Source organism: Bradyrhizobium sp. Pa8 (genome assembly GCF_052588265.1).
Genome location: NZ_CP176768.1, coordinates 257,440 through 279,483 on the forward strand (window position 1 = coordinate 257,440; position 22,044 = coordinate 279,483).

The following is a 22,044-nucleotide window of genomic DNA, read 5'->3' on the forward strand; positions in this document are numbered from 1 at the left end:
ATCGCGCTCGACTGTCAGTTGTCCAATCTTGGCGTGCAGCTTTTCGATCTCGCCTTCGCGCGCGTCCTCGCTTTCCCGCCCGACACCCGCGTCAAAGGCCCGGGGCGCCTGGTCCCGCAGTTGCTTCTTCCAGGCATAGATCTGGTTCGAGTGAACCTCATAGCGCTGGCCAGATCGGCCACCGTCGCCTGCTCCCGCACCGTTTCCAGCGCGATCTTTGCCTTCAGTCCCGCGTCGATCTTGCGTCTCGTCTTCGTCCTCATCATGCGCTCCGTCTATCAAACGGAGCAACGTGGCGCCAAAATCGGGGTCCATTTCAGGGCTGACGGGACGATTTGAACGCGTCATGATCCGATCCCGTCGCCAGGCCGGCTGACGAGAATTCTCGGACCCGATTGTTGAGAGATTTGTGCTGCGGACGTGAAAGGCTATCTCCGCCCCTGCACACCGTACGAACGGAGCTTGTCGCTGATCATCATCACGCGCGGCGACGTGTCGGTGGATTTCAAGAGCTTCTGCATGAGCCACTGCGCAGCGCGCGAATCTCGTCGGCGCTTGATCACGGCGTCGAGAAGGAGGCCATTCTGGTCGACAGCGCGCCAGAACCAACGTTGTTCGCCGGAATCGAGATAAAGACTTCGTCGAGATGTCATTTGTGCCTGCGAACGGAGCTGGCGAATCCAATCGGAGTGGATAACGTAAGTGTGTTGGATGTCCGACAACGTCGGATGAGTGAAATAGCGGTGTTAGGTCTAGCATATTGACAGAGAACGATTTCTCCTTTGGCACGATACATGCTCGGTCTCCTCTATAAAGGCGCATTGACTGAGGAGAAGTCGTCCGATGATCTCGCTCACCCGAAACTCTGAGTTGGCTGAGGTGGCAGCTGCGATTTTGCCGGAGACGATATCTGGAGGCGTAGGGCCTGCCCGTGACATCGGGAAGATCTGGGCTGCGCGCAAGAGTTTTAGCACCGCTAATACCCTCATATTGCGCAAGCGACTGTGGGCGCGGTTATCCTGAGCAAATTCCAGCCAGTGTGGCTGATTTGAGTCGCTGCGTGGCGCGACGCCCATGGTGGGAATGCCCAGCTTGATGGATGGACTGCAAGAGCGGTGAAGATGACATATCGGGCATCAGACGATCAGGATAGGCTACCTGAGGCGCGATCAATTTCCTCTACCGTCGTTGTCGGCAGTGGTACGCTCGCTATCAGATGCGCGCAGCTGGCAATTGAGACGGGCCACGTCATTGGTGCAGTGTTGTGTACCGACGGCGTATTCCGCGATTGGGCTGCTCGCTCGAACATCCCGTCTGTAGCAAGCGTTGAAGAGCTCTCTTCCTTTTTGAAGGCCGCGCCGGTAGATGTGATTTTCTCAGTTGCCAATCCGTTCATATTGCCAGTGGATGTGTTGGGGCGGGTTCGTCGAGGTGCTTTCAATTACCACGACGGTCCATTGCCACGATATGCGGGAACGCGCGCGACGTCCTGGGCGCTGCTGGCGCAGGAGGCCGAATACGCCATCACATGGCACCGGATCGATGATGGCGTTGATACGGGAGACATCGTGGTTCAGCGCCACGTGCTGATTGCGCCCAACGATACGGCACTGACCCTGAACCTCAAATGTTATGAAGTCGCGATAGAAGGCTTCCGCGAGCTTTTAACTGGCTTAGCGAAGGGAGAGCTTACTAGCTATCCGCAGGCACTGGGGAGCCGGAGCTACTTTCCGAGGCGACGACGCCCAGATGCGGCAGGCTGTCTGCGATGGGATCGCCCCGCGCAAGATCTGTCAGCGATGACACGTGCCTTAAACTTTGGGCCATATCATCCCAATTCATTGGGGCTGTCCAAGGCTTTCGTGGGCGATGAGGTTGTCATAGTCAGCCGGTTGGAGGTGCTGCCTCAACGCTCGGGCCTCCCGGCAGGTTCTCTGCTTGAAGTCCACTCCAGCCACTGGCGGGTGGCGACGGGTACGGAGGATGTCAATGTTTGCTTTGGCAGCTCCGATGGTCAGGTGCTGGACGCGCAAGCCCTCGCCAGGCACTCCAATCTGGATGAAGGTGATCGCCTTCCTACTTTGAGCGAAGATGAGGCGCGGAGCATAACTGCGAGCCATGAATTGCTGGCGCATTCAGAGGAGTTTTGGGTACAGCGGCTAGAGCAGCTCAGAATATTGCAGCTTCCTTTCCTGTCGTTGTCCGTGGCCGAGGCGCCGCCCAGATGGCGGTCGAGTTCGTGGTTCATTGCAAGAGCTTTGGCTAAGTTGTCGCCACATGAGCGCACGGAATACTTGGTAACGGCATGTCTGATCTATCTCGCCCGCATCACAGGCGAAACAGAGCTTCAACTGGGCTGGACGCCTGCATCGGATGGATCGCTAGCTGGCTCCAAAGCGATGGAGGTGTTGATCTCCTCTGTCGTGCCGATGGAAGTTACCATTGAGCTTGCTCATGATTTTGAAAACGTTCGCAAAACCGTAGCGGCCGAGCTCGCTCAGCTGAGGGAGCACGGTAGCTTTGCCCGGGATCTTATCGCGCGCTGCCCGGCATTGCGGGGTGTGGAGGCGCTGCAGTCGAAGCAGCCCTGGCCGATTGGCATCACAATCACCACAGGCAGCGGTTCTGTCGCTGGCGATCTGAAGACGAGCCAACGTGCTGGGGCAGTCCTATGCGGCGATTTGCTGACGTTTGAGGTTTCCGCTCTAGATGGGAGCCTGCGATGGCATTTTGATGCAAGTCGGCTAGAGCCGAAGCAGATCGACCGTATGACGCAGCATTTGCAAACTTTGATATATGGTGTGACGGCCGATGCCGGGCAGCCGGTCGGCCGCGTCGACATCCTGCCGGCCGACGAACGCAGCTATTTGCTGGAGGAGTTGAACCGGACGGCGGCGCCGTATCCGTCAGACAAGTGCATCCACGAGCTGTTCGAGCAACAGGTCCGGCGCGCACCCGAAGCGGTCGCTCTCGTCTATGAGGACGAGCGCTTGAGCTATGGCGAGCTCAATGCGCAGGCCAACCGGCTGGCGCATCATCTGATCGGGCTGGGGGTGAGGCCGGATCAGCCGGTGGCGATCTGCCTTGCGCGCAGCCCGGCGATGGTGGTGGGGCTCTTGGCGATCCTGAAGGCGGGCGGCGCGTATCTGCCGCTGGATCCGGCCTATCCGTCTCAGCGGCTGCGCCAGGTGCTGGGCGATGCCGCGCCGCAGCTGCTGCTTTGTGATGCGGCCGGCCGCGCCGCGCTCGGCACCGAGGCGCTGGCCGATGTGACGGCGCTCGATCTGGATGCGGCCACCCCGCCCTGGGCCGCGCTGGCTGTCTCTGATCCCGAGCCGCGCGCCCTCGGCCTCACATCGCGCCATCTCGCCTACATCATCTACACCTCTGGCTCAACCGGTACCCCCAAGGGGGCAAAGAATGAGCATCGGGGTATTATCAATCGCCTGGTCTGGATGCAGAAAGCCTACGCTCTCAATGCGAATGATGTCGTCTTGCAGAAGACGCCATTTGGCTTCGATGTCTCGGCTTGGGAATTCTTCTGGACGTTGCTTGAAGGGGCGACCCTGGTGCTGGCACCTCCGTCTGCACACAAAGATCCAGATGCGCTTGTAAACCTTATAATCAGCCAGCGTATTACCACTGCACACTTTGTACCATCCATGCTGGTCAGCTTCATGGACACGAAGGGTGTTGATCGCTGTAGCTCGCTGCAGCGTCTCCTGTGCAGTGGCGAGGCGCTTCCTGCCTCCGTTGTGCACAAGGTTCGGCGCGTATTGCCTTGGACTGGTCTGCACAATCTATATGGCCCTACGGAAGCTGCTATCGACGTTACAGCCTGGAGCTGTCCGGCTGATTTTGATGGGTCAGTTGTCCCGATTGGCCGTCCGATTGCCAACACGCGTGTGTATCTGCTGGACGGCCATGGCGCGCCTGTGCCGTTGGGTGCGGTGGGTGAGCTTTACATCGGCGGAGCGGGGGTTGCGCGTGGCTATCTGAACCGGCCGGAGCTAACGGCAGAGCGGTTCATCGCCAGTCCCTTTGTGGACGGCGATCGGCTGTACAGGACCGGCGACCTGGCGCGCTATTTGCCGGACGGCAATCTGGAGTTCCTGGGCCGCAATGACGACCAGGTGAAGATCCGCGGCTTTCGCATCGAGCCGGGCGAGATCGCGGCACGGCTTTGCGAGCACGCCTTGGTGCGCGATGCGGTGGTGTTGGCGCGCCAGGACCGGTCCGGCGACAAGCACCTTGTCGCCTATGTGGTGGGCGCACCCGAGGCTGGCTCGGACGAGGCCGGTGGAGGCGGGCTGGCTGGCGCCTTGCGGGCGCACTTAAGTGCGCAGCTGCCGGACTACATGGTGCCGTCGGCGTTCGTGCGGCTATCGGGGCTGCCGCTGACGGTGAACGGCAAGCTCGACCGCAAGGCGCTTCCGGCGCCGGCTGACGATGCCTATGCGCGGGCGGCCTATGAGGCGCCGCGCGGCGCGACCGAGACGGCGCTGGCAGAGATCTGGGCGGAGCTTCTCGGGGTGGAGCGGGTCGGACGCCACGACAACTTCTTCGAGCTCGGCGGCCACTCGCTCCTGGCGGTGCAGCTCTTGAGCCGGCTGTCGCAGGCTGTTGGCGTCGCACTGCCGCTGACGGAGCTGTTTGCCAGACCGGTGCTGGCGGAGCTGGCGGCAAGCATCGTCGAGGTGTTGAGCCGCTCCGGTTCGCAAGAGCTGCCGGCGATTGCGGCCGTGTCGCGTCATGAGCCGCTGGTGCTGTCGTTTGCGCAGCAGCGGCTGTGGTTTTTGGCGCAGTTGGACGAGGGCAGCACGAACTACCACATTCCGCGGGCCTGGCGGCTGCGTGGGGCGCTCGACCGCAGCGCCTGGCAGCGCAGCCTTGATCGTTTGTTTGCCCGGCACGAGGCGCTGCGCAGTATCTTTGTCGCACCGGAGGGCAAGCCCCGGGTTGAGGTTCTGCCGGCGGATGCGGGGCTGCCGGTGCTCGAGCACGATCTGCGGGGCCGGCCGGATGCTGAGGCGGCGCTTCTGAAGTTGTGCCATGAAGAGGCAGGCACGCCGTTCGATCTTGCGCGCGGGCCGCTGATCCGCGGGCGTCTGATCCGGATGTCGGATGAGGAACACGTCGTCCTGCTGACCCAGCATCACATCATCTCGGACGGCTGGTCGCTGGGCGTGCTGGTGCGTGAACTCAGTCAGCTTTACCGGGCGTTTGAGGCTGGACAGGACGATCCCTTGCCGCCGCTGGCAATCCAGTACCCTGATTATGCCGCCTGGCAACGGCAGTGGCTGTCGGGGGAACGACTGCAGAAGCAGGCGCAGTATTGGCGCGACACCCTGTCGGGTGCTCCGGCCCGTCTTGCGCTGCCGACGGACCGTCCGCGGCCGGCCCAGCAGTCGTTTGCCGGGGCCAGTATTCCTGTTGTCATCGATGCGGATCTGACGCGGGACTTGAAGCGGCTGAGCCGGCAGCATGGCACGACGTTGTTCATGACGGTGCTGGCGGGCTGGGCGGCGGTGCTGTCGCGTCTGTCGGGGCAGCATGACGTTGTGATCGGCGTGCCGAGCGCCAATCGCGGCCGGCGCGAGATTGAAGGGTTGATCGGCTTCTTCGTCAACACCCTGGCGCTTCGGCTGGACCTGTCGGGCGAGCCGAGCGTGTTGCAGCTTCTGGAACGGACGCGGCGCACGGCACTGGCTGCGCAGGAGCATCAGGACCTGCCGTTCGAGCAGGTCGTCGAGATCGTCAAGCCGCCCCGGCATCTCGATCACACGCCGTTGTTCCAGGTGATGTTGGCCTGGCAGAACACCGCCGTCAGGTCGTTCGACCTTGCCGGGCTGAGCGTGGAGGCTGCCAGGGAAGGGCTCGATCAGGTCAAGTTCGATCTGGAGCTGAGCCTTGGCGAGTGTGATGAGGTCATAACCGGAAGGTTTGATTATGCCACGGCGCTGTTCGATCAGGCGACGATCGAGCGGCAGCGTGGTTATCTGCTGGCGCTACTGCGGGCGATGGTTGCCGATGCCGGGCAGCCGGTCGGCCGCATCGACATCCTGCCGGCCGACGAACGCAGCTATTTGCTGGAGGAGTTGAACCGGACGGCGGCGCCGTATCCGTCAGACAAGTGCATCCACGAGCTGTTCGAGCAACAGGTCCGGCGCGCACCCGAAGCGGTCGCTCTCGTCTATGAGGACGAGCGCTTGAGCTATGGCGAGCTCAATGCGCAGGCCAACCGGCTGGCGCATCATCTGATCGGGCTGGGGGTGAGGCCGGATCAGCCGGTGGCGATCTGCCTTGCGCGCAGCCCGGCGATGGTGGTGGGGCTCTTGGCGATCCTGAAGGCGGGCGGCGCGTATCTGCCGCTGGATCCGGCCTATCCGTCTCAGCGGCTGCGCCAAGTGCTGGGCGATGCCGCGCCGCAGCTGCTGCTTTGTGATGCGGCCGGCCGCGCCGCGCTCGGCACCGAGGCGCTGGCCGATGTGACGGCGCTCGATCTGGATGCGGCCACCCCGCCCTGGGCCGCGCTGGCTGTCTCTGATCCCGAGCCGCGCGCCCTCGGCCTCACATCGCGCCATCTCGCCTACATCATCTACACCTCTGGCTCAACCGGTACCCCCAAAGGCGTCATGGTCGAGCATCGCGGACTGGTGAACTATTTGCATTGGTCGGATCGCCGCCATTGCGAACGAGCTGGGAACGGCTCGCTGATGCTGCTGTCGTTGAGCTTTGACGGCGGCATTACGACCTTGTTTGGGCCTTTGCTGGCCGGTACCAAGCTCCGCATTCCAAACCAGACTGTCCCAATAGATGGGCTTGCTGCTGTCGAGGATGGCCAGACCTATGATCTGATCAAGCTGACGCCTTCGCATCTAAGCTTGCTGAACAAACGGCTCGAAGCCAACAAAGGATCGGCACCCACAAGAGTGCTCATGGTTGGGGGCGAGGCCTTAATTCCGGCAGACATGCAGTTTTGGCAAGAGCGTTTTCCGAGCGTGCGTCTGATCAATCATTTTGGTCCGACGGAAGCAACGGTTGGATGTGCCACATTCGAGATATCCAAATCCGTCGAGGGGCTGGCATCGATCCCGATTGGCCGTCCGATTGCCAACACGCGTGTGTATCTGCTGGACGGCCATGGCGCGCCTGTGCCGTTGGGTGCGGTGGGTGAGCTTTACATCGGCGGAGCGGGGGTTGCGCGTGGCTATCTGAACCGGCCGGAGCTAACGGCAGAGCGGTTCATCGCCAGTCCCTTTGTGGACGGCGATCGGCTGTACAGGACCGGCGACCTGGCGCGCTATTTGCCGGACGGCAATCTGGAGTTCCTGGGCCGCAATGACGACCAGGTGAAGATCCGCGGCTTTCGCATCGAGCCGGGCGAGATCGCGGCACGGCTTTGCGAGCACGCCTTGGTGCGCGATGCGGTGGTGTTGGCGCGCCAGGACCGGTCCGGCGACAAGCACCTTGTCGCCTATGTGGTGGGCGCACCCGAGGCTGGCTCGGACGAGGCCGGTGGAGGCGGGCTGGCTGGCGCCTTGCGGGCGCACTTAAGTGCGCAGCTGCCGGACTACATGGTGCCGTCGGCGTTCGTGCGGCTATCGGGGCTGCCGCTGACGGTGAACGGCAAGCTCGACCGCAAGGCGCTTCCGGCGCCGGCTGACGATGCCTATGCGCGGGCGGCCTATGAGGCGCCGCGCGGCGCGACCGAGACGGCGCTGGCAGAGATCTGGGCGGAGCTTCTCGGGGTGGAGCGGGTCGGACGCCACGACAACTTCTTCGAGCTCGGCGGCCACTCGCTCCTGGCGGTGCAGCTCTTGAGCCGGCTGTCGCAGGCTGTTGGCGTCGCACTGCCGCTGACGGAGCTGTTTGCCAGACCGGTGCTGGCGGAGCTGGCTCGCGCAACTTCGATCAGTTTGATCGAACAAGAGTTTGATCATCAAGCACTTCTGAAGCTGCTCTCTCTGGACTCTGACGAAGCCGCTCTTTCTGGAGTCTAAAAATGACAGATTTGATCCGATCCGGGTTGCAAAAACTCGACGCAGAAAGCCTAACTGAGCTTTTTTCACTTGCCAAAAAGAGAAGCCGGACTGGCAGTCGAGAAACTACGTTGCTGCCAAACGTCGGACGCGAAAGCGTCCTAGTACCATCGTTTGCGCAGCAGCGGCTGTGGTTTTTGGCGCAGTTGGACGAGGGCAGCACGAACTACCACATTCCGCGGGCCTGGCGGCTGCGTGGGGCGCTCGACCGCAGCGCCTGGCAGCGCAGCCTTGATCGTTTGTTTGCCCGGCACGAGGCGCTGCGCAGTATCTTTGTCGCACCGGAGGGCAAGCCCCGGGTTGAGGTTCTGCCGGCGGATGCGGGGCTGCCGGTGCTCGAGCACGATCTGCGGGGCCGGCCGGATGCTGAGGCGGCGCTTCTGAAGTTGTGCCATGAAGAGGCAGGCACGCCGTTCGATCTTGCGCGCGGGCCGCTGATCCGCGGGCGTCTGATCCGGATGTCGGATGAGGAACACGTCGTCCTGCTGACCCAGCATCACATCATCTCGGACGGCTGGTCGCTGGGCGTGCTGGTGCGTGAACTCAGTCAGCTTTACCGGGCGTTTGAGGCTGGACAGGACGATCCCTTGCCGCCGCTGGCAATCCAGTACCCTGATTATGCCGCCTGGCAACGGCAGTGGCTGTCGGGGGAACGACTGCAGAAGCAGGCGCAGTATTGGCGCGACACCCTGTCGGGTGCTCCGGCCCGTCTTGCGCTGCCGACGGACCGTCCGCGGCCGGCCCAGCAGTCGTTTGCCGGGGCCAGTATTCCTGTTGTCATCGATGCGGATCTGACGCGGGACTTGAAGCGGCTGAGCCGGCAGCATGGCACGACGTTGTTCATGACGGTGCTGGCGGGCTGGGCGGCGGTGCTGTCGCGTCTGTCGGGGCAGCATGACGTTGTGATCGGCGTGCCGAGCGCCAATCGCGGCCGGCGCGAGATTGAAGGGTTGATCGGCTTCTTCGTCAACACCCTGGCGCTTCGGCTGGACCTGTCGGGCGAGCCGAGCGTGTTGCAGCTTCTGGAACGGACGCGGCGCACGGCACTGGCTGCGCAGGAGCATCAGGACCTGCCGTTCGAGCAGGTCGTCGAGATCGTCAAGCCGCCCCGGCATCTCGATCACACGCCGTTGTTCCAGGTGATGTTGGCCTGGCAGAACACCGCCGTCAGGTCGTTCGACCTTGCCGGGCTGAGCGTGGAGGCTGCCAGGGAAGGGCTCGATCAGGTCAAGTTCGATCTGGAGCTGAGCCTTGGCGAGTGTGATGAGGTCATAACCGGAAGGTTTGATTATGCCACGGCGCTGTTCGATCAGGCGACGATCGAGCGGCAGCGTGGTTATCTGCTGGCGCTACTGCGGGCGATGGTTGCCGATGCCGGGCAGCCGGTCGGCCGCATCGACATCCTGCCGGCCGACGAACGCAGCTATTTGCTGGAGGAGTTGAACCGGACGGCGGCGCCGTATCCGTCAGACAAGTGCATCCACGAGCTGTTCGAGCAACAGGTCCGGCGCGCACCCGAAGCGGTCGCTCTCGTCTATGAGGACGAGCGCTTGAGCTATGGCGAGCTCAATGCGCAGGCCAACCGGCTGGCGCATCATCTGATCGGGCTGGGGGTGAGGCCGGATCAGCCGGTGGCGATCTGCCTTGCGCGCAGCCCGGCGATGGTGGTGGGGCTCTTGGCGATCCTGAAGGCGGGCGGCGCGTATCTGCCGCTGGATCCGGCCTATCCGTCTCAGCGGCTGCGCCAAGTGCTGGGCGATGCCGCGCCGCAGCTGCTGCTTTGTGATGCGGCCGGCCGCGCCGCGCTCGGCACCGAGGCGCTGGCCGATGTGACGGCGCTCGATCTGGATGCGGCCACCCCGCCCTGGGCCGCGCTGGCTGTCTCTGATCCCGAGCCGCGCGCCCTCGGCCTCACATCGCGCCATCTCGCCTACATCATCTACACCTCTGGCTCAACCGGTACCCCCAAAGGCGTCATGGTCGAGCATCAAAGCGCCGTGAACCTGCTGCATTGGAGCAGCGGCGTATTTGCGGAGTCAGAGATTAGCCGCACACTGTTTTCGACCTCGATCAGTTTTGATCTGTCTGTCTATGAGTGCTTCGTACCGCTGTCGCAAGGGGGCGCCCTGTATCTTGTCGAGGATGCACTGGCGCTGGCGCAGACGTCCTTGGATGTTTCCTTGATCAACACCGTCCCCTCGGCGATCGCCGCCCTTGTCGACCAAAAAGCCGTGCCGGCTTCGACAAGCGTCATCAATTTGGCCGGTGAGCCGCTGACGGCAGGTCTGATCGAGAGGGTCTTCGAGGGCAGTGGCGTAGAGAAGGTCTGTAACCTGTACGCTCCATCGGAAACGACGACTTATTCGACCTGGATTTGCATGCCCAGGAGAGAGGCGGTCGTTGAAACGATTGGCCGTCCGATTGCCAACACGCGTGTGTATCTGCTGGACGGCCATGGCGCGCCTGTGCCGTTGGGTGCGGTGGGTGAGCTTTACATCGGCGGAGCGGGGGTTGCGCGTGGCTATCTGAACCGGCCGGAGCTAACGGCAGAGCGGTTCATCGCCAGTCCCTTTGTGGACGGCGATCGGCTGTACAGGACCGGCGACCTGGCGCGCTATTTGCCGGACGGCAATCTGGAGTTCCTGGGCCGCAATGACGACCAGGTGAAGATCCGCGGCTTTCGCATCGAGCCGGGCGAGATCGCGGCACGGCTTTGCGAGCACGCCTTGGTGCGCGATGCGGTGGTGTTGGCGCGCCAGGACCGGTCCGGCGACAAGCACCTTGTCGCCTATGTGGTGGGCGCACCCGAGGCTGGCTCGGACGAGGCCGGTGGAGGCGGGCTGGCTGGCGCCTTGCGGGCGCACTTAAGTGCGCAGCTGCCGGACTACATGGTGCCGTCGGCGTTCGTGCGGCTATCGGGGCTGCCGCTGACGGTGAACGGCAAGCTCGACCGCAAGGCGCTTCCGGCGCCGGCTGACGATGCCTATGCGCGGGCGGCCTATGAGGCGCCGCGCGGCGCGACCGAGACGGCGCTGGCAGAGATCTGGGCGGAGCTTCTCGGGGTGGAGCGGGTCGGACGCCACGACAACTTCTTCGAGCTCGGCGGCCACTCGCTCCTGGCGGTGCAGCTCTTGAGCCGGCTGTCGCAGGCTGTTGGCGTCGCACTGCCGCTGACGGAGCTGTTTGCCAGACCGGTGCTGGCGGAGCTGGCGGCAAGCATCGTCGAGGTGTTGAGCCGCTCCGGTTCGCAAGAGCTGCCGGCGATTGCGGCCGTGTCGCGTCATGAGCCGCTGGTGCTGTCGTTTGCGCAGCAGCGGCTGTGGTTTTTGGCGCAGTTGGACGAGGGCAGCACGAACTACCACATTCCGCGGGCCTGGCGGCTGCGTGGGGCGCTCGACCGCAGCGCCTGGCAGCGCAGCCTTGATCGTTTGTTTGCCCGGCACGAGGCGCTGCGCAGTATCTTTGTCGCACCGGAGGGCAAGCCCCGGGTTGAGGTTCTGCCGGCGGATGCGGGGCTGCCGGTGCTCGAGCACGATCTGCGGGGCCGGCCGGATGCTGAGGCGGCGCTTCTGAAGTTGTGCCATGAAGAGGCAGGCACGCCGTTCGATCTTGCGCGCGGGCCGCTGATCCGCGGGCGTCTGATCCGGATGTCGGATGAGGAACACGTCGTCCTGCTGACCCAGCATCACATCATCTCGGACGGCTGGTCGCTGGGCGTGCTGGTGCGTGAACTCAGTCAGCTTTACCGGGCGTTTGAGGCTGGACAGGACGATCCCTTGCCGCCGCTGGCAATCCAGTACCCTGATTATGCCGCCTGGCAACGGCAGTGGCTGTCGGGGGAACGACTGCAGAAGCAGGCGCAGTATTGGCGCGACACCCTGTCGGGTGCTCCGGCCCGTCTTGCGCTGCCGACGGACCGTCCGCGGCCGGCCCAGCAGTCGTTTGCCGGGGCCAGTATTCCTGTTGTCATCGATGCGGATCTGACGCGGGACTTGAAGCGGCTGAGCCGGCAGCATGGCACGACGTTGTTCATGACGGTGCTGGCGGGCTGGGCGGCGGTGCTGTCGCGTCTGTCGGGGCAGCATGACGTTGTGATCGGCGTGCCGAGCGCCAATCGCGGCCGGCGCGAGATTGAAGGGTTGATCGGCTTCTTCGTCAACACCCTGGCGCTTCGGCTGGACCTGTCGGGCGAGCCGAGCGTGTTGCAGCTTCTGGAACGGACGCGGCGCACGGCACTGGCTGCGCAGGAGCATCAGGACCTGCCGTTCGAGCAGGTCGTCGAGATCGTCAAGCCGCCCCGGCATCTCGATCACACGCCGTTGTTCCAGGTGATGTTGGCCTGGCAGAACACCGCCGTCAGGTCGTTCGACCTTGCCGGGCTGAGCGTGGAGGCTGCCAGGGAAGGGCTCGATCAGGTCAAGTTCGATCTGGAGCTGAGCCTTGGCGAGTGTGATGAGGTCATAACCGGAAGGTTTGATTATGCCACGGCGCTGTTCGATCAGGCGACGATCGAGCGGCAGCGTGGTTATCTGCTGGCGCTACTGCGGGCGATGGTTGCCGATGCCGGGCAGCCGGTCGGCCGCATCGACATCCTGCCGGCCGACGAACGCAGCTATTTGCTGGAGGAGTTGAACCGGACGGCGGCGCCGTATCCGTCAGACAAGTGCATCCACGAGCTGTTCGAGCAACAGGTCCGGCGCGCACCCGAAGCGGTCGCTCTCGTCTATGAGGACGAGCGCTTGAGCTATGGCGAGCTCAATGCGCAGGCCAACCGGCTGGCGCATCATCTGATCGGGCTGGGGGTGAGGCCGGATCAGCCGGTGGCGATCTGCCTTGCGCGCAGCCCGGCGATGGTGGTGGGGCTCTTGGCGATCCTGAAGGCGGGCGGCGCGTATCTGCCGCTGGATCCGGCCTATCCGTCTCAGCGGCTGCGCCAAGTGCTGGGCGATGCCGCGCCGCAGCTGCTGCTTTGTGATGCGGCCGGCCGCGCCGCGCTCGGCACCGAGGCGCTGGCCGATGTGACGGCGCTCGATCTGGATGCGGCCACCCCGCCCTGGGCCGCGCTGGCTGTCTCTGATCCCGAGCCGCGCGCCCTCGGCCTCACATCGCGCCATCTCGCCTACATCATCTACACCTCTGGCTCAACCGGTACCCCCAAAGGCGTCATGGTCGAGCATCGCGGACTGGTGAATCATACGACCTGGCAGGTCGACCAATTCCAATTCACTGTCCACGACATCTTCTTGCAGCGAACCTCCTTCGCTTTTGATGCTGCCGGATGGGAGCTATGGACAGCTTTGTCGACTGGCGCACGTGTGATCCTTCTTCCTCTCGACCGGCAATTAGACACTCGAACCATTTTAGATCTTTTGCACAAGTATGCAGTCACAGTTCTGCAAGTGGTTCCGTCGCTCCTTTCAGCATTGCTTACGGGCGCTGACGTTGAGCAGCAGCGAATCGCTTCTTTACGCTACCTCTTCTGTGGTGGAGAGCTCCTCAGAAAAGAGTTAGCCAACAGATGGCTGCAATTGGGGGCAAAGGCACTTGTCAATCTCTATGGCCCTACCGAGTCAACAATTGACGCGGCGGCCTGGCTTTGTCGCGCTAAGTTTGACGGGGAAGTTGTCCCGATTGGCCGTCCGATTGCCAACACGCGTGTGTATCTGCTGGACGGCCATGGCGCGCCTGTGCCGTTGGGTGCGGTGGGTGAGCTTTACATCGGCGGAGCGGGGGTTGCGCGTGGCTATCTGAACCGGCCGGAGCTAACGGCAGAGCGGTTCATCGCCAGTCCCTTTGTGGACGGCGATCGGCTGTACAGGACCGGCGACCTGGCGCGCTATTTGCCGGACGGCAATCTGGAGTTCCTGGGCCGCAATGACGACCAGGTGAAGATCCGCGGCTTTCGCATCGAGCCGGGCGAGATCGCGGCACGGCTTTGCGAGCACGCCTTGGTGCGCGATGCGGTGGTGTTGGCGCGCCAGGACCGGTCCGGCGACAAGCACCTTGTCGCCTATGTGGTGGGCGCACCCGAGGCTGGCTCGGACGAGGCCGGTGGAGGCGGGCTGGCTGGCGCCTTGCGGGCGCACTTAAGTGCGCAGCTGCCGGACTACATGGTGCCGTCGGCGTTCGTGCGGCTATCGGGGCTGCCGCTGACGGTGAACGGCAAGCTCGACCGCAAGGCGCTTCCGGCGCCGGCTGACGATGCCTATGCGCGGGCGGCCTATGAGGCGCCGCGCGGCGCGACCGAGACGGCGCTGGCAGAGATCTGGGCGGAGCTTCTCGGGGTGGAGCGGGTCGGACGCCACGACAACTTCTTCGAGCTCGGCGGCCACTCGCTCCTGGCGGTGCAGCTCTTGAGCCGGCTGCGGCGGCTGTCGCTCGGGGTGGAGGTGCGCACCCTGTTCGCCACGCCGGTGCTGGCCGATCTTGCCGCAAGCCTTGGCCGTCCTCATGAGGTGGCGGTGCCTGCCAACCTGATCAGCGAGCAGAGTACGGCGATCACGCCGCAGATGCTGCCGCTGATCGAGGTTACGCAGGGCGAGATCGACCGAATCGTCGCCACGGTGCCGGGTGGCGTCCGCAACATCCAGGACATTTATGCGCTGTCGCCGCTGCAGGACGGCATCCTGTTCCATCATCTGCTGGCCAGCCGGGGCGATCCCTATCTGCTGGTGTCGCAGATGGCGTTTGCCGACCGTAGCCTGTTGGAGCGCTATCTTGGTGCAGTTCAGCAAGTGGTGGACCGGCACGACATCCTGCGCACGGCCTTTGTCTGGGAGGGACTGGCGAGCCCGGCCCAGGTGGTGTGGCGTCGTGCGCCGCTGGAGGTGAGCGAGGTCGAGCTGGATGGCTGTGATGGTTCCGGCGCCGATGAGCTCCGGCGCCGGTTTGATCCGCGCCGGCACCGCATCGATCTTGGCCGGGCACCCTTGTTGCGGTTTGTGACCGCGCGCGATCCCGGCAGCGGACGCTGGCTGCTGCTGGAGCTGCAGCATCATTTGATTGGGGATCACACGACGCTGGAGGTGATGCACGCCGAGGTGCGGGCCATGCTGGCAGGGCGGGCCTATGAGCTGGCCGCGCCGCTGCCGTTCCGTAATTTGGTGGCGCAGGCGCGTCTTGCTGTTGATGCCAAGGCGCATGAAGAGTTCTTCCGAGGGCTGCTGGCCGACATCGACGAGCCGACCATGCCGTTCGGGCTAAGCGAGGTCTACGGCGACGGCGGCGGCGTCGGCGAGGCGCATCGGATGCTGCCGCAGGCGCTCAACGCGCGGCTGCGCGAACAGGCGCGGCGGCTCGGGGTAAGCCTGGCCAGCCTGTGCCATCTGGCCTGGGGGCAGGTGGTGGCGCGCAGCAGCGGCCGAGAGCAGGTGGTGTTCGGCACGGTGCTGTTCGGCCGGATGTATGCGGGTGCGGGCGCCGACCGCACCATGGGTCTGTTCATCAACACCCTGCCTGTGCGGCTTGCCCTGGACGAGACCGGGGTTGCGGCGAGCGTGCGCAGCACCCACGCGCAGCTTTCCGACCTGCTGGCGCACGAGCATGCCTCGCTGGCGCTGGCGCAACGCTGCAGCGGCGTTGCGGCGCCGGCGCCGCTGTTCAGTGCGCTGTTGAACTACCGCCATAACAGGCCGGCAGCCACGTCCGGCGCCGAAACGGATGATGTCCTGTCGGGCGTGGAATGGCTCGGCGGCGAGGAGCGTACCAATTATCCCGTGATCCTGTCTGTCGAGGATTATGGCGAAGCGCTCGGGCTGACAGCGCAGGTGGCGGAGCCTGTCTCTGCGGATCGGGTCTGCGGCTACATGCAACGGGCGCTGGAGCAACTGGCGGAGGCGCTGGAGCATGCCCCCAACACGCCGGTGCGCGAACTCGACATCCTGCCGGCCGACGAACGCAGCTATTTGCTGGAGGAGTTGAACCGGACGGCGGCGCCGTATCCGTCAGACAAGTGCATCCACGAGCTGTTCGAGCAACAGGTCCGGCGCGCACCCGAAGCGGTCGCTCTCGTCTATGAGGACGAGCGCTTGAGCTATGGCGAGCTCAATGCGCAGGCCAACCGGCTGGCGCATCATCTGATCGGGCTGGGGGTGAGGCCGGATCAGCCGGTGGCGATCTGCCTTGCGCGCAGCCCGGCGATGGTGGTGGGGCTCTTGGCGATCCTGAAGGCGGGCGGCGCGTATCTGCCGCTGGATCCGGCCTATCCGTCTCAGCGGCTGCGCCAGGTGCTGGGCGATGCCGCGCCGCAGCTGCTGCTTTGTGATGCGGCCGGCCGCGCCGCGCTCGGCACCGAGGCGCTGGCCGATGTGACGGCGCTCGATCTGGATGCGGCCACCCCGCCCTGGGCCGCGCTGGCTGTCTCTGATCCCGAGCCGCGCGCCCTCGGCCTCACATCGCGCCATCTCGCCTACATCATCTACACCTCTGGCTCAACCGGTACCCCCAAAGGCGTCATGGTCGAGCATGCTCAGATTGCTCGTCTATTCGAGGCGACCCAGGACTGGTATCGCTTCGCCGAACACGACGTATGGTGCCTGTTCCATTCCATCTCGTTCGACTTCTCGGTGTGGGAATTGTGGGGTGCACTGCGCTATGGCGGACGTTTGATTCTCGTTCCGAGTCATGCCGCCCGTTCTGCTCCCGAGCTCCATGAGCTAGTCAGCAAGTCTGGCGTCACGGTTCTCAACCAGACCCCGTCGGCTTTCAAAGCTTTCATCGAAGTAGAAGGTAAGAATGGAGCTGAAAATCGCCTTCGCTATGTAATTTTTGGTGGAGAGGCTCTGGACCCGTCCATTCTAAAGCCGTGGTATGCAAAGCATTCAGACAGTATTGCGCAATTGATCAACATGTACGGCATCACGGAAGCTACCGTGCATGTAACTTATCGACGACTTAATCAATCTGACACCTCCAATTCGTCCAATCTGATCGGAGAGCCCATCCCCGATCTTCGGTTGTACTTGTTGGATCAGTTCGGCCAGCCTGTGCCGTTGGGTGCGGTGGGTGAGCTTTACATCGGCGGAGCGGGGGTTGCGCGTGGCTATCTGAACCGGCCGGAGCTAACGGCAGAGCGGTTCATCGCCAGTCCCTTTGTGGACGGCGATCGGCTGTACAGGACCGGCGACCTGGCGCGCTATTTGCCGGACGGCAATCTGGAGTTCCTGGGCCGCAATGACGACCAGGTGAAGATCCGCGGCTTTCGCATCGAGCCGGGCGAGATCGCGGCACGGCTTTGCGAGCACGCCTTGGTGCGCGATGCGGTGGTGTTGGCGCGCCAGGACCGGTCCGGCGACAAGCACCTTGTCGCCTATGTGGTGGGCGCACCCGAGGCTGGCTCGGACGAGGCCGGTGGAGGCGGGCTGGCTGGCGCCTTGCGGGCGCACTTAAGTGCGCAGCTGCCGGACTACATGGTGCCGTCGGCGTTCGTGCGGCTATCGGGGCTGCCGCTGACGGTGAACGGCAAGCTCGACCGCAAGGCGCTTCCGGCGCCGGCTGACGATGCCTATGCGCGGGCGGCCTATGAGGCGCCGCGCGGCGCGACCGAGACGGCGCTGGCAGAGATCTGGGCGGAGCTTCTCGGGGTGGAGCGGGTCGGACGCCACGACAACTTCTTCGAGCTCGGCGGCCACTCGCTCCTGGCGGTGCAGCTCTTGAGCCGGCTGCGGCGGCTGTCGCTCGGGGTGGAGGTGCGCACCCTGTTCGCCACGCCGGTGCTGGCCGATCTTGCCGCAAGCCTTGGCCGTCCTCATGAGGTGGCGGTGCCTGCCAACCTGATCAGCGAGCAGAGTACGGCGATCACGCCGCAGATGCTGCCGCTGATCGAGGTTACGCAGGGCGAGATCGACCGAATCGTCGCCACGGTGCCGGGTGGCGTCCGCAACATCCAGGACATTTATGCGCTGTCGCCGCTGCAGGACGGCATCCTGTTCCATCATCTGCTGGCCAGCCGGGGCGATCCCTATCTGCTGGTGTCGCAGATGGCGTTTGCCGACCGTAGCCTGTTGGAGCGCTATCTTGGTGCAGTTCAGCAAGTGGTGGACCGGCACGACATCCTGCGCACGGCCTTTGTCTGGGAGGGACTGGCGAGCCCGGCCCAGGTGGTGTGGCGTCGTGCGCCGCTGGAGGTGAGCGAGGTCGAGCTGGATGGCTGTGATGGTTCCGGCGCCGATGAGCTCCGGCGCCGGTTTGATCCGCGCCGGCACCGCATCGATCTTGGCCGGGCACCCTTGTTGCGGTTTGTGACCGCGCGCGATCCCGGCAGCGGACGCTGGCTGCTGCTGGAGCTGCAGCATCATTTGATTGGGGATCACACGACGCTGGAGGTGATGCACGCCGAGGTGCGGGCCATGCTGGCAGGGCGGGCCTATGAGCTGGCCGCGCCGCTGCCGTTCCGTAATTTGGTGGCGCAGGCGCGTCTTGCTGTTGATGCCAAGGCGCATGAAGAGTTCTTCCGAGGGCTGCTGGCCGACATCGACGAGCCGACCATGCCGTTCGGGCTAAGCGAGGTCTACGGCGACGGCGGCGGCGTCGGCGAGGCGCATCGGATGCTGCCGCAGGCGCTCAACGCGCGGCTGCGCGAACAGGCGCGGCGGCTCGGGGTAAGCCTGGCCAGCCTGTGCCATCTGGCCTGGGGGCAGGTGGTGGCGCGCAGCAGCGGCCGAGAGCAGGTGGTGTTCGGCACGGTGCTGTTCGGCCGGATGTATGCGGGTGCGGGCGCCGACCGCACCATGGGTCTGTTCATCAACACCCTGCCTGTGCGGCTTGCCCTGGACGAGACCGGGGTTGCGGCGAGCGTGCGCAGCACCCACGCGCAGCTTTCCGACCTGCTGGCGCACGAGCATGCCTCGCTGGCGCTGGCGCAACGCTGCAGCGGCGTTGCGGCGCCGGCGCCGCTGTTCAGTGCGCTGTTGAACTACCGCCATAACAGGCCGGCAGCCACGTCCGGCGCCGAAACGGATGATGTCCTGTCGGGCGTGGAATGGCTCGGCGGCGAGGAGCGTACCAATTATCCCGTGATCCTGTCTGTCGAGGATTATGGCGAAGCGCTCGGGCTGACAGCGCAGGTGGCGGAGCCTGTCTCTGCGGATCGGGTCTGCGGCTACATGCAACGGGCGCTGGAGCAACTGGCGGAGGCGCTGGAGCATGCCCCCAACACGCCGGTGCGCGAACTCGACATCCTGCCGGCCGACGAACGCAGCTATTTGCTGGAGGAGTTGAACCGGACGGCGGCGCCGTATCCGTCAGACAAGTGCATCCACGAGCTGTTCGAGCAACAGGTCCGGCGCGCACCCGAAGCGGTCGCTCTCGTCTATGAGGACGAGCGCTTGAGCTATGGCGAGCTCAATGCGCAGGCCAACCGGCTGGCGCATCATCTGATCGGGCTGGGGGTGAGGCCGGATCAGCCGGTGGCGATCTGCCTTGCGCGCAGCCCGGCGATGGTGGTGGGGCTCTTGGCGATCCTGAAGGCGGGCGGCGCGTATCTGCCGCTGGATCCGGCCTATCCGTCTCAGCGGCTGCGCCAGGTGCTGGGCGATGCCGCGCCGCAGCTGCTGCTTTGTGATGCGGCCGGCCGCGCCGCGCTCGGCACCGAGGCGCTGGCCGATGTGACGGCGCTCGATCTGGATGCGGCCACCCCGCCCTGGGCCGCGCTGGCTGTCTCTGATCCCGAGCCGCGCGCCCTCGGCCTCACATCGCGCCATCTCGCCTACATCATCTACACCTCTGGCTCAACCGGTACCCCCAAAGGCGTCATGGTCGAGCATGCAAACGTATTGAACTTCCTATATGCTCTTTCGGACATATTGAGCATCACGGAACAGGATGTATTCCTAGCCACTACGTCCATCTCATTTGATATCGCAGGGCTGGAGCTATTTCTTCCATCGTGCACGGGAGCCACAATCGTCCTAGCCAGCCGTAAAGCTGTTACGGATGTTACGGCGTTGCATCACCTTCTGGATCAGCGCAAAATTTCTATGATGCAGGCCACGCCAGCAACGTGGAGTTTGCTGTTGGATGCCGGTTGGCAAGGAAAACCGGGCTTAAATGTATTGTGCGGCGGTGAAGCGCTGCCTGCGAGTCAGTCGTCGCGGCTTAGGAGAGGGGTGACGTCTCTAAGAAATCTCTACGGTCCGACCGAAACAACGATCTGGTCGTCCAGTTTTGTTATTGACGCGAGGCTCGATGTTTCTCATCACAACGTCCCGATTGGCCGTCCGATTGCCAACACGCGTGTGTATCTGCTGGACGGCCATGGCGCGCCTGTGCCGTTGGGTGCGGTGGGTGAGCTTTACATCGGCGGAGCGGGGGTTGCGCGTGGCTATCTGAACCGGCCGGAGCTAACGGCAGAGCGGTTCATCGCCAGTCCCTTTGTGGACGGCGATCGGCTGTACAGGACCGGCGACCTGGCGCGCTATTTGCCGGACGGCAATCTGGAGTTCCTGGGCCGCAATGACGACCAGGTGAAGATCCGCGGCTTTCGCATCGAGCCGGGCGAGATCGCGGCACGGCTTTGCGAGCACGCCTTGGTGCGCGATGCGGTGGTGTTGGCGCGCCAGGACCGGTCCGGCGACAAGCACCTTGTCGCCTATGTGGTGGGCGCACCCGAGGCTGGCTCGGACGAGGCCGGTGGAGGCGGGCTGGCTGGCGCCTTGCGGGCGCACTTAAGTGCGCAGCTGCCGGACTACATGGTGCCGTCGGCGTTCGTGCGGCTATCGGGGCTGCCGCTGACGGTGAACGGCAAGCTCGACCGCAAGGCGCTTCCGGCGCCGGCTGACGATGCCTATGCGCGGGCGGCCTATGAGGCGCCGCGCGGCGCGACCGAGACGGCGCTGGCAGAGATCTGGGCGGAGCTTCTCGGGGTGGAGCGGGTCGGACGCCACGACAACTTCTTCGAGCTCGGCGGCCACTCGCTCCTGGCGGTGCAGCTGCTCAGTCGAGCGCTTAATCTTGGAATGAAGTTTAATGCCGCCGATCTCTTCCAGGCTCCTGCCCTGAAGCACCTTGCATCGAGGATTGAGTTGGACCCGCAACGTCATACAGCTGGAGTACTACCCGTTCGGCCGACGGGAACGCAACCGCCACTCTTCTTTGTTCCGACAGGTTACGGAGATTATTCGTATGTCCTCACTTTGGCAAAAGAAATGGATGTGAACTGCCCGATCTATGCTTTGCCATGGCCATCTTTCAATGAACTTCGTCAACCAACTCTCGATGCGATCGCCGCGGAGGTAATCGTCGCGATTAGAAAGATCCAGCCGCAGGGTCCGTATCGCTTCGCTGGTTACTCCTCAGGGGCAATCTTGGCTTATGCGATTGCCAAACACCTGCTAAGTCGCGGGGAAGCTGTCTCGTTTATGGCGTTCATCGATGTCACGCTACCTGCAAATCCATCGAGTAGGTCCGATGCCCAAGTAGCATTGGATATGATATTCGAGCCCCTCGAGTCTTTAGATGATGAGCGGTTCAAATTGCTGGAGAAAACTTCTGAAAAAAGTTCGGTTGCTGAGTTGTTTGAAAAGGCGCAGCAAATTGGGGCCATAGCTTCAGATCGCGATCTCTATGACAAAGCCTTGAGGTATGTCTATTTTCACAGGGCACTACGATCCTATCGAGCTCCGACCCTGCCAATTGAGATCCATCAGTTTTATGCAGCTGATGCTTTCCCAAATCGTCGTGTGCGGGGCAAGAACTCAATCGATCCAGAGGCAAGCTCGATCATGCGCGGCTGGGACCGCGTTTTGAGTGGGGCAGCCATTCATGCAGTTTCAATTCCAGGCAATCACGTAACGATGATGAGCAGCCCAGAAAACCGCGATGTTTTGGCACACATGTTATCAAGAGCCTTGAATGATTCGCCAGCAAACACGCCGAACTGCACCTCGTTTTTACCGGACACCCGCGTTAGTCAGAGGAGCTAGGTCTGGCCTAGGCATACGCCTATGTCTGAGATGTTTTCGAAGGTGGAAGTCAACGCTGGCGTTGGCGTACTTGCGTCGGTTTA

At 63.6% G+C, this 22,044-nt stretch carries 3 protein-coding genes and 1 pseudogene; 3 read left to right on the forward strand and 1 reads right to left on the reverse strand.

Features of this window, described 5'->3' with window-relative positions; translation table 11 throughout:
- Positions 1–18 precede the first annotated feature (18 nt).
- The gene (locus ACKWRH_RS46505; RefSeq protein ID WP_445222709.1) at positions 19–339 is read left to right on the forward strand and encodes a hypothetical protein; all 321 of its coding nucleotides are present in this window, start codon (positions 19–21) and stop codon (positions 337–339) included.
- Here ACKWRH_RS46505 and ACKWRH_RS46510 read toward each other — a convergent pair.
- Positions 323–649 (reverse strand): annotated as a pseudogene (locus ACKWRH_RS46510) (DDE-type integrase/transposase/recombinase); the annotation flags it as partial. The gene ACKWRH_RS46505 and the pseudogene ACKWRH_RS46510 overlap by 17 nt on opposite strands.
- 472 nt (positions 650–1,121) lie before the next feature.
- Between ACKWRH_RS46510 and ACKWRH_RS46515 the strand changes: the two are divergent.
- Both ACKWRH_RS46515 and ACKWRH_RS46520 read left to right on the forward strand, forming a co-directional pair.
- The gene (locus ACKWRH_RS46515) at positions 1,122–8,003 is read left to right on the forward strand and encodes an amino acid adenylation domain-containing protein (RefSeq protein ID WP_445222710.1); all 6,882 of its coding nucleotides are present in this window, start codon (positions 1,122–1,124) and stop codon (positions 8,001–8,003) included.
- A gap of 2 nt (positions 8,004–8,005) precedes the next feature.
- Positions 8,006–21,961 carry an amino acid adenylation domain-containing protein gene (locus tag ACKWRH_RS46520; RefSeq protein ID WP_445222711.1) on the forward strand — a complete coding sequence of 4,652 codons (13,956 nt, stop codon included), beginning with the start codon at positions 8,006–8,008 and terminating at the stop codon, positions 21,959–21,961.
- Positions 21,962–22,044 lie beyond the last annotated feature (83 nt).